The organism is Spiroplasma endosymbiont of Halictus nicosiae, assembly GCF_978018445.1.
Genome location: NZ_OZ389573.1, coordinates 164,090 through 176,583 on the forward strand (window position 1 = coordinate 164,090; position 12,494 = coordinate 176,583).

General features: G+C 22.6%; 17 protein-coding genes and 3 pseudogenes. 5 read left to right on the forward strand and 15 right to left on the reverse strand.

Going from position 1 to position 12,494, the window contains the following annotated elements:
* The first annotated feature begins 68 nt into the window (after positions 1-68).
* The 3 genes from ACZ91P_RS01150 to ACZ91P_RS01160 all read left to right on the forward strand — a co-directional run bounded on the left by ACZ91P_RS01150 (position 69) and on the right by ACZ91P_RS01160 (position 1,305).
* Positions 69-458, forward strand: a complete 390-nt coding sequence (locus ACZ91P_RS01150; RefSeq protein WP_465157639.1) for a lipoprotein — start codon at positions 69-71, stop codon at positions 456-458.
* A gap of 135 nt (positions 459-593) precedes the next feature.
* Positions 594-791: a hypothetical protein gene (locus ACZ91P_RS01155; protein ID WP_465157640.1), complete on the forward strand. Its 198-nt coding sequence runs from the start codon at positions 594-596 to the stop codon at positions 789-791.
* A 97-nt stretch (positions 792-888) separates the two neighbouring features.
* Positions 889-1,305 (forward strand): lipoprotein, encoded by a 417-nt coding sequence (locus ACZ91P_RS01160; RefSeq protein ID WP_465157641.1) that lies wholly within the window; start codon positions 889-891, stop codon positions 1,303-1,305.
* Positions 1,306-1,330: 25 nt separating this feature from the next.
* On the opposite strand, the pseudogene ACZ91P_RS01165 reads toward ACZ91P_RS01160, so the two are convergent.
* The 14 genes and pseudogenes from ACZ91P_RS01165 to ACZ91P_RS01230 all read right to left on the reverse strand — a co-directional run bounded on the left by ACZ91P_RS01165 (position 1,331) and on the right by ACZ91P_RS01230 (position 10,024).
* Positions 1,331-3,642 (reverse strand): annotated as a pseudogene (locus ACZ91P_RS01165) (spiroplasma phage ORF1-like family protein).
* Entirely contained in the window at positions 3,635-3,943 is a 309-nt protein-coding gene (locus ACZ91P_RS01170; RefSeq protein WP_465157642.1) for a hypothetical protein, read from the reverse strand. Before ACZ91P_RS01170 ends, ACZ91P_RS01165 begins: the two are co-directional and overlap by 8 nt.
* Positions 3,944-3,954: 11 nt before the next feature.
* Entirely contained in the window at positions 3,955-4,191 is a 237-nt protein-coding gene (locus tag ACZ91P_RS01175; RefSeq protein WP_465157643.1) for a hypothetical protein, read from the reverse strand.
* 18 nt (positions 4,192-4,209) lie between these two features.
* Positions 4,210-4,643, reverse strand: a pseudogene (locus tag ACZ91P_RS01180) (hypothetical protein).
* Positions 4,636-5,313, reverse strand: a complete 678-nt coding sequence (locus ACZ91P_RS01185; RefSeq protein ID WP_465157644.1) for a hypothetical protein — start codon at positions 5,311-5,313, stop codon at positions 4,636-4,638. The pseudogene ACZ91P_RS01180 and the gene ACZ91P_RS01185 overlap by 8 nt, the downstream one beginning before the upstream one ends.
* A 50-nt stretch (positions 5,314-5,363) precedes the next feature.
* Complete coding sequence (locus tag ACZ91P_RS01190) at positions 5,364-5,567, reverse strand: DUF2649 family protein (RefSeq protein WP_465157645.1); 204 nt, start codon at positions 5,565-5,567, stop codon at positions 5,364-5,366.
* A 192-nt stretch (positions 5,568-5,759) separates the two neighbouring features.
* Entirely contained in the window at positions 5,760-6,155 is a 396-nt protein-coding gene (locus ACZ91P_RS01195; RefSeq protein ID WP_465157646.1) for a DUF3627 domain-containing protein, read from the reverse strand.
* Positions 6,156-6,571: 416 nt separating this feature from the next.
* Positions 6,572-6,790: a hypothetical protein gene (locus tag ACZ91P_RS01200; protein ID WP_465157647.1), complete on the reverse strand. Its 219-nt coding sequence runs from the start codon at positions 6,788-6,790 to the stop codon at positions 6,572-6,574.
* Positions 6,723-6,938, reverse strand: coding sequence for a hypothetical protein (locus ACZ91P_RS01205; RefSeq protein WP_465157648.1), 216 nt, complete (start codon positions 6,936-6,938; stop codon positions 6,723-6,725). Before ACZ91P_RS01205 ends, ACZ91P_RS01200 begins: the two co-directional genes overlap by 68 nt.
* Before the next feature lie 385 nt (positions 6,939-7,323).
* The gene (locus ACZ91P_RS01210) at positions 7,324-7,968 is read right to left on the reverse strand and encodes a hypothetical protein (protein ID WP_465157649.1); all 645 of its coding nucleotides are present in this window, start codon (positions 7,966-7,968) and stop codon (positions 7,324-7,326) included.
* Positions 7,946-8,914 carry a hypothetical protein gene (locus ACZ91P_RS01215; RefSeq protein ID WP_465157626.1) on the reverse strand — a complete coding sequence of 323 codons (969 nt, stop codon included), beginning with the start codon at positions 8,912-8,914 and terminating at the stop codon, positions 7,946-7,948. The genes ACZ91P_RS01210 and ACZ91P_RS01215 overlap by 23 nt, the downstream gene beginning before the upstream one ends.
* Positions 8,915-8,950: 36 nt before the next feature.
* Entirely contained in the window at positions 8,951-9,433 is a 483-nt protein-coding gene (locus tag ACZ91P_RS01220) for a hypothetical protein (protein WP_465157627.1), read from the reverse strand.
* Complete coding sequence (locus ACZ91P_RS01225) at positions 9,324-9,785, reverse strand: hypothetical protein (protein WP_465157651.1); 462 nt, start codon at positions 9,783-9,785, stop codon at positions 9,324-9,326. The genes ACZ91P_RS01220 and ACZ91P_RS01225 overlap by 110 nt, the downstream gene beginning before the upstream one ends.
* Positions 9,740-10,024 carry a hypothetical protein gene (locus ACZ91P_RS01230; protein ID WP_465157629.1) on the reverse strand — a complete coding sequence of 95 codons (285 nt, stop codon included), beginning with the start codon at positions 10,022-10,024 and terminating at the stop codon, positions 9,740-9,742. Before ACZ91P_RS01230 ends, ACZ91P_RS01225 begins: the two co-directional genes overlap by 46 nt.
* A 770-nt stretch (positions 10,025-10,794) precedes the next feature.
* Between ACZ91P_RS01230 and ACZ91P_RS01235 the strand changes: the two genes are divergently transcribed.
* Complete coding sequence (locus ACZ91P_RS01235; protein WP_465157630.1) at positions 10,795-10,920, forward strand: hypothetical protein; 126 nt, start codon at positions 10,795-10,797, stop codon at positions 10,918-10,920.
* Positions 10,921-10,938: 18 nt separating this feature from the next.
* Positions 10,939-11,304 carry a hypothetical protein gene (locus tag ACZ91P_RS01240; RefSeq protein ID WP_465157652.1) on the forward strand — a complete coding sequence of 122 codons (366 nt, stop codon included), beginning with the start codon at positions 10,939-10,941 and terminating at the stop codon, positions 11,302-11,304.
* A gap of 153 nt (positions 11,305-11,457) precedes the next feature.
* Here the strand turns inward: ACZ91P_RS01240 and ACZ91P_RS01245 are convergent.
* Positions 11,458-12,441 (reverse strand): annotated as a pseudogene (locus tag ACZ91P_RS01245) (IS30 family transposase).
* Positions 12,442-12,494 lie beyond the last annotated feature (53 nt).

Below are 12,494 nucleotides of genomic sequence, written 5' to 3' on the forward strand. Positions count from 1 at the left end.
ATTATTTCCTTTCGTTAATGTATGTATAATTAAAGTGGTTATAACATTTTACAGAAAGGAATAAATATATGAAAAAGTTATTAAGTATTTTAGGAGCAATTGAATTAACAGCAACAAGTACAATATCATTAATTAGTTGTCAAAAACCAAATAATAGTGAAAACGGTGAGGATAATAAATTAGAACCACAAAAACCAAGTTCAGGGGGTTATAAATCAATAAATAAAAAAACAAATTTATATAATGTTTTAATAAATACATATTTAGGAGAATTGCAGAATAATCAAACAGAAACTATTTTAAATAAAATATTAAAATTAAATAGTAATGTTGAAAAAAATAGTATAGAAATAGGAACTGTTATTGATAATTGAGCTTCAATAATTCCAACTTCAAATTCAAAATATGAAGGTGCTGTTATGATTAATTTTATATTAAATAAAAATAATTATAGTTAATATAATGCAATAAATAAATATAACGCTCTTTCAAAAGAAGAAAAACAACAAAAATTAAATGAAATCAATCAAAATTATCAATCATTACCCAAAAATGAACAAAAAGCATTTAAAGATAAATTAAGAGATGTTGGTTTGGGGCTTACTTCTATCGGAATTTCTGGTATGGGAATTTTAGGAATTTCAAAAATGACCGGAATATCACCAATGAAAAGTTTATCAACAACTGCTAATTATATTAATAATAGTTTATCTTCTACTCGCGTTTCTGTTCCAACCGGAACAGGAGAAGCTCTGGAAATGACTCCACTTTATTCTTTACAATCATTTTAAAGAAATAAATAATCATTTTTTATCTAATCCTAACCATGGTTGAAAAATTGTTACAAATACAATTGGCAGTTATTTTATAATTGAGGAGGAATAAAAAATGAAAAAATGACTTAGCATTTTAGGAACAATAGGATTAACAGCAACAAGTACAATATCATTAATTAGTTGTCAAAAACCAAATAATAGTGAAAACGGTGAGGATAATAAATCTGAACCTACAACAGAACCACAACAACCGCCAGTTAAAAGTAATTGAAAATTATTTACTGATAAATATATTCCATGAGATACTGGATGATACATTATTTCTTATAAATGATTTGGAGAATTTAATATTATTAAAGTAAATAGTTTAGAAAAATACGGAAATGACATTAATAAGATTATAGGTAGTTCATTTAATAATTATGAAAATATTAATATTTATAAGTGAAATTTAGATAATGAACCTATGGGCTTTCAATTACCTAAAATTAACATAAACACTGGTGAAATTACTGATTGAAAAGATTAAAAAAGAACTTAAAAATAGTTCCTTTTTATATTAATCACACAAATTTAATAAAAATAATTAATAAGAATAAATTAGTTATTGTATTATATAATGCAGGACTAAATTTTCATACTTCGAATGTTTGACTGAAAAAACTATATATTGTTTGAAAAATTTTACCAACACCACTCGCTAGTTCGTTTACTTGTTTTATACCAGGAATATTATTCACAATTCAAATTGCCGCATTTCTGATATGACATGCTAAATTATATCAACTACAACTTTCATATTGTGCTTGTCATCATTGACTATCGGGAAATAATCCACCATTATTTATTTCTTGTCAGTTATAAATACCAAAATTAAAGTCATAATATCAATAAATATCATTTTCTTTTTGTGCTTGTAATTCAAAGACATTATATCCGATTTTTTGTTCTTCCATTTTCTTATATTTTAAACCATACTTGTTTTTTAAAATGCTTTCAAAAACATAACCCTCATTTTGATTAATATTATAATCATTTGAGACTGAAAAATCATAATTAAATACATCTACATAATTTGTATTATAAAACCGATTTTTATAAGCAGAATACATCTTAAAATCTAATAATTTATATTTATCAGAAAAATAAAAATATCGTGGATAAATTTTAAAACCATTATTGGCTAACAAACCATATTTTTTGTTATATCCTTGTGTATAAGTATTATTATTTAAATCAAAAATTGTTCGTAAATAATCCTTATAAAAATTTTTAGATATAACAAACATACTATTTAATAATTCTTTAAATTTATCATAAGAAACTAAAAACTTTTTCTTTTGTTCTTCAAATTCTTTTTTCTCTTTTTCGGTTTTTAAAACTTTTTTATTATTTTCAAATTTATAAATATAGTTATTGTAGTCATCAAAATATTTTATTGATTTTCCATTTTGATCTAAAATAACATCTTTAAAATTTTCTAATTTTAAACCAAAAAAATTAATTAAAACCGTATCATATTGTAAATTATCAATATATCCACTTTCAATAAAATTACTACGATTTTGAAATACTGGAACTAAAGCATGAGAAAAAAATTCTTTTAAAAATTTATTAATATCAATTTGACCTTTCATCTGTTCAAAAATCTCTTTACCAGTATTAGGAGTATTACCCTGATAATAACTATATGTTTCAGCACTAAAATTAAAGATATTTTCTTTATCTTTCATAAATGTAAACAGAAAACCTAAATCATCAGTATACCGATAATCATTATAATTAGTACCATTTCAATATTGCTTTTGATGGGTTAATTCTAAACTACCAGCAATAATATTATCTTTATCAATTGTTAAAATGATCCGATAAATTGATTTTTTAGTTAAAATATTACCTTTAACAGATTTTTCCATATTATCAACAATTTCAAAATCAAAAATTATTCGTTGTGTTCCAACACTAGAAATTTCATAGTTAGGACTGCCCCCTTGCTGAACCCTAATATTTTCTTGGATAATAACATCTAAATAATTATTTAAAAAATCTTTAACTTTATTCTGATTTTCAACACTTCAATCTTTAATTTCACCAGTGTTTATGTTAATTTTAGGTAATTGAAAGCCCATAGGTTCATTATCTAAATTTCACTTATAAATATTAATATTTTCATAATTATTAAATGAACTACCTATAATCTTATTAATATTATTTCCGTATTTTTCTAAACTATTTACTTTAATAATATTAAATTCTCCAAATCATTTATAAGAAATAATGTATCATCCAGTATCTCGTGGAATATATTTATCAGTAATTAATTTTCAATTATCTACAATTAAATTAACTGATTGTAAATCATTGATATTTATTTTTAATTTATTTAACATTTGTCTTAAATTATATTTAATTGTAAAAGAATAAACAAAATTTGTTAATTCTTTTAAAAATTGTTTTTTATCAACATCATAGAACTTATCAATATTATACTGTTTAGAATAAGTATTTCAATTTTTATATAAATCCATAAATTTATCACTAGGTTTATCGTAAGAAACACCAGTTGAATAACTATCCTTTAAAAAATCTAAATATCATTTATGGTTATAAGTTAATGATTTTGATGTTTTTAAAGTAGGATTAATAAAATAATTGGTATCACTTCAATTTTCAAAAAAGTACTGCGTAAAAACATCGTATTAATAAAATCAGTTTCATTAATGCCCGTTTCTAAAATCCGCTTTATTCTTGCTTTTTCTTCTGTTTGTTGTGATTGATGGTTTTGTTGTAATGTCATTGCCCCTAACGAGAAAAAAGAAATCAATAAAATTGGTACAAAAGAAAATAATACTAAAAACTTACGCATTATTATCTACCAACTTATTTTTACGATTTTCTTTTATTAATTTAATAATTTCATTAAATAAATAACCATAAAAATAATGAATTATTAAGATATATCACAATATATCAAATCATAAACCATAAAATATATAACCATTTATACCACTATATTTTTCTTTTAATTCTTCAATCGTTGAAACTGTATCTAATATACATACAAGCGTTAACGAAAAACTTATAATAAGATATAAAATTAAATCAACCCAAGAAATAAACAAACCATTTTGTTTCTTTTCTTTTTTATTTTCTACATTACTTTTCATAAATTCAACTCCTAACTATACAATGTTTTTGAAATAATAAAACCAATAATATATAAACTTGATATTGTTAACATTAACGGATGACTAAATAAAATCGCCATTTTACCAAAAATAGATAACAACCAAGTATCAGAATTATATAAATCCATAATAATATTTTTTGCTGATGTCAACTGATTAATAATAATTGTAATAAAACCAGTACCAAATATAGTAATTGCCGCTACTAATAAAACTAACTTAATCATATAAAATCAACTCCTTACTTATTTTTTTATTCTTTTAGTGCTATGAATTCTTTTAAATCCTTGTTCTCTTGTTTTTGCTTGTTTTGCTAAACTTGATAATTGTTGTTTATTGCGACTAACTTTAAATTGTTTTCGTTCTTTAATATGTTTTTGTAAACCTTGTTTAGTATTAGAAACACCCCGAACAGTAGCGCCGTATAGTTTAGAATTATTGATAACACCACTTTTAACCATTAAACCTAAATTGTTATAATTAGTTGATGTTCCGTGAATTGCATAAATAGATAATTTAATAACCATAAAAAAGATTAAAAAATAAGAAATTGTTATATTTGTCATTGGTAATTTAGTATTTCAAATCACATCAAAAAAAAAAAAAAAGTATCAAAAATAAAACTAAAAATCTTATTTCAATTATCGTTATTAACGCTTTCACTTAATAAATTACTCATTTTTTATTTTTCCTTTTCCTTTTTTTGCTTTTAAATTTTCTTTCAAAATATCAATATCAAACAATTCTAAGCGTTGTTTATTATTTAATTTTGATATATCTTTTCAAAAGTATTCTTTTTTATTAATAACTTCATCATTTTTTAAATAACGGACAAATGATAATCAATGACTATCATATTTATTGGCAAATTCAAGCGAAATAATTATCTTAAAAAACCGAATTCCTAATCCAAAATCCGACTTATGTTTTGCTTTTTTACCTTCTGCTATTCGTTCTACTGATTTTGTTTTTCAAATTTCATAATCTGTAATATCTTGAAAAATACCAATTCGCATAACAAAACTACGATTAAAAATATTATCTAATTTTAACTTAACGGGTTTTTTCAATAAAATAGGAATAATATTATTCGTTAAAAGTTTCATAACTTGTGATAGAAAAGTTAAAAGCAATGTTTTACCAGTTCCTAATTTTCCAATAATTACGGATAATGGATTATCTCAAATAAAGTAAACTAAACGAAAGACATTTAACTGATAAAAAACATTTTTTCAAACTCACCAAATAAAATATACACATTGTAAAAGAAATAATAATCGAAATACTAAACCAGTAAAATTTAAAGAAATTATTCAAAGTAATAAATCAATTAAACTAAACAAAATCATTGAACCGCTAATATAACAATAATTTTTTTAAAAAAATACAAACTTTTTCATTATTTAAAATACCCAACTATTTTAAAAATCATTCAGAATAAAAACCAAGTTAAAAACAAAATTACAATTCAAACACCAATCATCAAAGTTAAATATTCATTTTGTGTTAAATTCCACATTGTAATACTTTCAACATTTGTTTTATTTATAAATAAAAAGACATGAATAAAAAACTCTTTTAATTTTTCTCAATCATTTTGCATCTTTAAAAACTCCACATTTTCTGAATAAGTTTAAAAAACATTCCAAAAAATAAAATGATAAATAACACAAACGATATAACATATAAAAACTCAGGTGCATTTGAACCAATTATATAACTAACAAATTGAACTCAATAATTATATAAACTCATTATCTAATTTTTCCAAATCGCGAATTAATTGTTCTACTTTTTAGTCATTTCAATTTATTAAATTATTGCTGTTATTTGTTTTTACTTTTTTAGGTTCATTTTGAAATAATGCTTTATGCATAAGCGTAAAATAGTTATGTTTATATTGACTATACAAATCAATTATTTCTGTTCCAGTTAAAAATTTTCAATCGTGTTGTTTTAAATTTTCATCATATTTTACAATACGATAAGAATTATCATAAATTAAACTGATTGCTACTTGCTCAGAATGTTTTTGAGTCGAATAAATAAATTTATTACTCAATCAAAAACCAATATGGCGATTATGATTAGGTAAATTTATAAAACTTTCTTTATCTGTTTCAAAAGGAATAAGTTCCTTGCTAATAAAATAATTTTCTATATTTTGATTTTTCTTAACAAAACTACTCAATTTTTTCAACTCCTTTATAACAATTTAAACAATAAAATTCATCAAATCGTAATCTTTTCATATCATTAAAACAAGTTTTACATTTATATTCAAAATAATTAATCATTACTTATCATCTCCTAACTAAATGTTTGTTTAATAAACAATGTTATATTTAATGTTTATATATTGTTTATTTATTGATAAAAACATTGATTATTAACAATGTTATACATAATGCAAATATATTGCTTATTTAATGTTTAATAAACAATGTTATTAACAATGTTAAATATATAAAATAGTAAAAAATGGCACACTGAAAAATACTATTAAGTTTTAAAGTAATAGTTATATAAAATAAATTAATAAAAAATAAATAAACTAGTGTGCCTTAATTTTGTTTAAAATAATTTAAAATATAGTGTTATATTCTATTAAAATCCTTTAACCATATGACGGAAAAAGTTTAATATCTTAATAATAATAAATAATCCAAATGGAATTAAAATAATTCACGCATCACCTAAAAAGGTCATTAACTGCGGTAAAATACCATATACAGCATCTTTTACTTTACCCATTGCATTACCTAACCCAGTTAAAATAGAATTCATTCCAGTCCCAAAAGTAACTGCATCTGCTAAAAAATTCATTATTTTCTATCCTCCTTTTTTTCAAGTTCTTTTTTTCTTTTTTCTTACCTTGAATTTGTCTAACTTTTTGATAAATTGATAAACCAATTCACGCAAAAATACCTAACAAAATCAAAATACTAAATATTCATGTTAATCATACTGGCATGATATAACTCCTTTCAATAAATTAAAAAATTGAAATTTGCAAACTCGCTCCACTCGTTGTCGCTTTGCTCCACTTAAAAAACATTATTGAATAAATTATCCGCTAATAAATTACGCAAAATAATTTATTCTTTTACTTTTTAATTTCAATATCATTTGCAATCTTATTGACAGTATTAATAACATTATCTTTTCCATACTTTTTCACTAACGACCGCAAAATAAAATAATGTTTTGTTTGCATAATTTCAACTCCTTATTTAAAATATTAATAAAATTTATTTTGTAAAAATGTAAATACCACAAAAATACAAAATGTATGTGGTTTCTACATAATTTTCCAAAGTAACATTTTGTCATAATTCATTTAACATTTAATCATCTCCTTATCATTTACTTTTTTTAGAATATATTTTCTTTAATATAATTTTTTTACTATTTAGTAATGTTTTTGTTTTAATTTTTTTGTTTAAATCTTGTTTTGTTCTGAGTTGTTTATATGCTTGAAATACTAGTCCATTACCCAATAAACTAGTAATTGCACTATCTTCTAGCGTATTTAACAATTTATCTTTATTAAAGTTATTTTTAAATTGTTCTTGCATTTTTAATATCTTAGCAATTGTCCGATATATTTTAAAACTATCTTTTACTACTTGCTGATAAGCAAGTGGGGCAAAAGAAACTAAATTAAACAAACTTGTTTTTTTAAATCCCCAACCAATAAACCACTCACTGTTCATATAGAATTTAAACGGTTCAGGAGCCAAAACAAACTGTTCTGCTTTGATTAAAGTTGTCATAATCACAATAGGGACATATTTAGGATTTTTATAATATATTGTTAAAGCAACTTCACCCGCAATTGATAAAGGAACAATTTTAACTGCTAAAAAAACATCAGAACCATAAGCAAAAGGTAATAATTGACCTTTTTTAATAGCCTTAGTTTCAAATTCAGATAATATTTTTTTAGTTTTATCAGTAATTTTACTAATTACTTTTTGTTTAATAGTAATTATTTTTTTCAATTGGGGCTAATAATTTTTTAGTTACTTTTTGAATATAAAAATTTGGGTTTAAATGATTTAAAATTTTATTTAATTTAATTGGTGTTTGATGAAAAATATTTAATAATTTATTATTATATATTTTACTGTTCCTCATTAAATTAGCATTTAATAGTAGATTTTTACCAACACCTTTTTTATGAAGATTAGTCATAATGTTATATAATTCATTAGTATTAATTTTACTTATTTTATCAATATTTAATCCATATTCAGACAATCATTTATTAGCATTTTTTTCATTCACGCGTGGTATTTTTTGAACTAATTTAGGACTTATTTTTTGAATATTTTTCTCAATTTTTAATAAATTATTAATTGTTTCTAAATTAGAAACTTTAAAACCTTTATAAAAATCATTTCGGACTAATTTTCCAATTGTATATAATAAAGTTTCATTATTAGCCTGCTTTGTAAAATCAAATATTAATTTAGAAGATAAAATCTTTTTACCTGTAACTTGTTTTGCAACATCTTCTAAATTATTAGCAGTTATTACACCTAATTTTTCAAGTAGTTTAGTTTCTTTTGCTAATTTTAAAATTCTAGTTGTTCGAACAGCACGCGTTAATTTACCAATTCCACCAATTGCTGGTAACAAATTTAAGGCGGTACTTTTTGCTGTTACTTCTGATGTTAATTTATCATATATTTGATTTACGGCAAAATCGGTTGCTGTTTCTACTCCAAACGAGATAAATGCTGCGGAAAAATTAGATAATCCCGCACCAAGACCAACAGCCGAAGCAATACCACCAGTTAAAACTGATAAACCAAGAGCTAAAACTTGAATTCCTAAAAATTCTAATAACTGTAAACCAAAATTTTTTTTGTTGTTGGATTGACAATCTAGTTGGATTTTTTTAACAGCATAAATAAGGGCTGTTTTAGATGTTCCAATTGGCATATCTATCAAACGAAAAAGTACTATTTTTTAGTACTATTAAGAATTTTTAATTTTAACATCAATCGGATTTGTTTGACCAGTAGTGTTGTTTTTATCTTCAATTTGGACAAAAACCTTGGTATCATTTGTAATATTTATTGGTCAATCAACACCAGCACTTTCAATAAAGTAATCAAAATCACTTTCAGTTAAAGAACTATTTACTGCTTTTATTGCTTTTAAAACAACATCTTTAAATTGTGGTTTTAACTGTTCTGCTGTTGCTTTTGTTAGGTCTGCAACATGAATAGTTGGTTTATCTATTTTATTAATTTTACTAATATCAATTTTTGAAACAATATGTTTAATAATTCCTTTTGGTTCAACCACTGCTCCACCTAAATATAAAACTCTTTCCATAATCAAAGTATTATCCATTTCAGTACCTAACGCAGCAGCACCAACTCTTAACGGAGTATGATCTTTTTTTGTGTAAAATAAGAGGGTCATATTTTTTGCTAAACTTAAAGGCAATTGCATTAACACCATCTGGTAATAGATATTTGCATAAAACTTTTAAACCACCAATAAATTTAGGAGTAGATAATGGATTTTTTATTTTTAAACCCTTATGAAGTTGATAATCTTCAATTATTACAATAACTTTTTTTAAATAAGAACAAATTTTATTTTTAAACTCATTTAATATTAAATACATATTATTTATTGCTTCTTCTTCATTTTTGGAATTAAAAGTAATATTATTAATTATTTTCTTTTGCAAAACATTATAAATAATAATACCAGTTTTTCCAATTTCAGCAGGGTCAATTGCAATAATATATTTTAATTTATCTGGTTTATTTTTTTGTCAATTTGTAATATTTTTCATCCATCTGATGCTAAATCTAAAATATCGTTAATTTTGTAATGTTGCATATAAGAAGCAATAATATCTCACTTGTCTTTAAATAAATTTAAGTACATTTTGGCTCATTCTAAACATTGCAAATCATAATGCTTTTTATGATATGAAATACGACAATTAATAGGTTGACAATTAACTCAATCAAATGATGTTGTTATTTCATTTCAAGTTTTATTAATATATTTACTTTTATATTCTGTCATTATATATACTCCTTAATTTTTTTATTTGTTGATCAAATTTTATCATTAATATTATTTGCAGTTACTGGATAAGCACATATCATTAATTCTTGTAATTTATTTTAGTATTTAATTACTTCGCCGCCTGCTTCACTTTGGGGAGTGAGCGGGGGCGGATAGGATATTTTGATAGAGTTTACCCCCATACGGAAATAAAAAAACAGTTTACCCAGTTATTAATTACGCTTCATCCATCCCTACACAACTTTATATAAAGAAAATAACCTTTTGGAGTTCCAACCCTCTTGTTTTTTTAGTGTCCGATATTGTTTTTTTTCGATTTAACAGCACTTTTTTTATGAAAACAAGCCAAAAAACACATGCTCTGACATTTCAAAAGTGATTAATCTTGCCGAGAATTAAAGAAATAAATAGGAGAGTAAATCCAATCGCTTTCACACTTTCTTTAATGCTTCGTGCTATAGATGAGTTATCCATCTTTAAGCATCAAAATATTAAGTTTTAGTATTGCATTATTCATCAGATAGTACCTTTATTAAAAATGATATTATTAGTTGTTAAACCGAAAAAATATAATAAATCACAGAAAGGAAATTATAAAAATTAACTAGTTTGTAGGGCAAAATAGGTTAATTTTTAATTTTAAAGATACTATCTGATTAATAATGCAAATAAAAAAATCATTCTAATAAGCGATTACTTTAATTTGTATTTAATTACTTTATTTATAATTTTTATAAAAACTAAGCTTTTTTCCGACTACCAAATAAATGACAGAATATAAAAGTAAATATATTAATAAAACTTGAAATGAAATAACAACATCATTTGATTGAGTTAATTGTCAACCTATTAATTGTCGTATTTCACATCATAAAAAGCATTATGATTTGTAATGTTTAGAATGAGCCAAAATGTACTTAAATTTATTTAAAGACAAGTGAGGTGTTATTGTTTCATATATGCAATATTATAAAATTAACGATATTTTAGATTTAGCATCAGATGGATGAAAAATATTACAAATTGACAAAAAAAATAAACCAGATAAATTAAAATATATTATTGCAATTGACCCTGCTGGAATTGGAAAAACTGGTATTATTATTTATAATGTTTTGCAGAAGAAAATAATTAATAATATTACTTTTAATTCCAAAAATGAAGAAGAAGCAATAAATAATATGTATTTAATATTAAATGAGTTTAAAAATAAAATTTGTTCTTATTTAAATAAAGTTATTATAATAATTAAAGATTATCAAACTTGTATAGTGTAAATGCAATTAGTTATTTCCTACTCTTATTAATTAAAATAATAGCACTTAAAAATAAGTTTGCAAGTATTTTTAAATTATTTTTTTAATTTATTTAAAATTAGTATATTTGGGCACACTAAAAAATAATTTATTAAGTTTTTTTATTTAATAAATTTATTTAATATATTTATTAAATAACTGTGTTGGTGTTTCTCAATTTAAACAAGGTCTTATCTTATCATTAATTGTATTAATTATTCAATCTATTTTATCTTGTTTAATAATTCTAAAATCAGTACTTTTTTGGTAATTCTCGCCTTATATCTCTATTCATTCTTTCTACAATTGGTTTTTGTGTAGGACTACCTTTATCACAAAAATATACATTTGTTTTAAGATGTTTTTCAATATCTTTTCAATTTCAAAATTCTTTTCCTTGATCAGTTATAATTCCCTTTAAATGTTTTTTTAAAAGTTTATTTTTAAAAATTTGTTTTAAAGTTTCTAATACTTTTGTTGAATTTTTTTCTTTTAATTTTTTTAAAAAGGTAAATTTAGTTAATTCTTCTGTTAATGTTAAACATGCTGATTTCTTTTCTTTACCAACAATAGTATCCATTTGAAATCAACCAAAAGTACCTTTTTCATGTTTTGCTTGTTTAATAATTTTAAAATCATTGCTTAAATTACCACGTTTATATTTTTTCCCTTTATGTATCTTTTTTTTACTATGAAAATACAAATTACGTTTATTTAAACCAAATAAACCTAAATAAATATATTTATAAAGTGTTTTAAAACACATAGGGAATTTATCATTAAATTCAATTTCATATGATTTACATATTTGTTTAGGTGTATAATGAAATTTATTAAATTTTTTATCTAATAATAATAATAATTGTTTAAAAGTTAAAGTAGTTTTCTTTTTACAATTTTTACGATTTTCTAAATATCATTTATGTTCTTGCATAGGATGATATCGTTTAATATGTTTATAATGTTTTAAGTGATATTTAATAGTACTTTTACTACGACCCATATATCTTGCTATTTTTGATATATTAAGAGTGCCTTTTTTTTCTTAAAAATATCAGATTCTAACGCTTCTTTTAAATTACATCTTTCAATAAAACTTAAATGTTTAAACTTTCTCATTTTTTCCTATCCTTTTTTAAAATATTTACATAATACAATAAAAAAAATAAAAG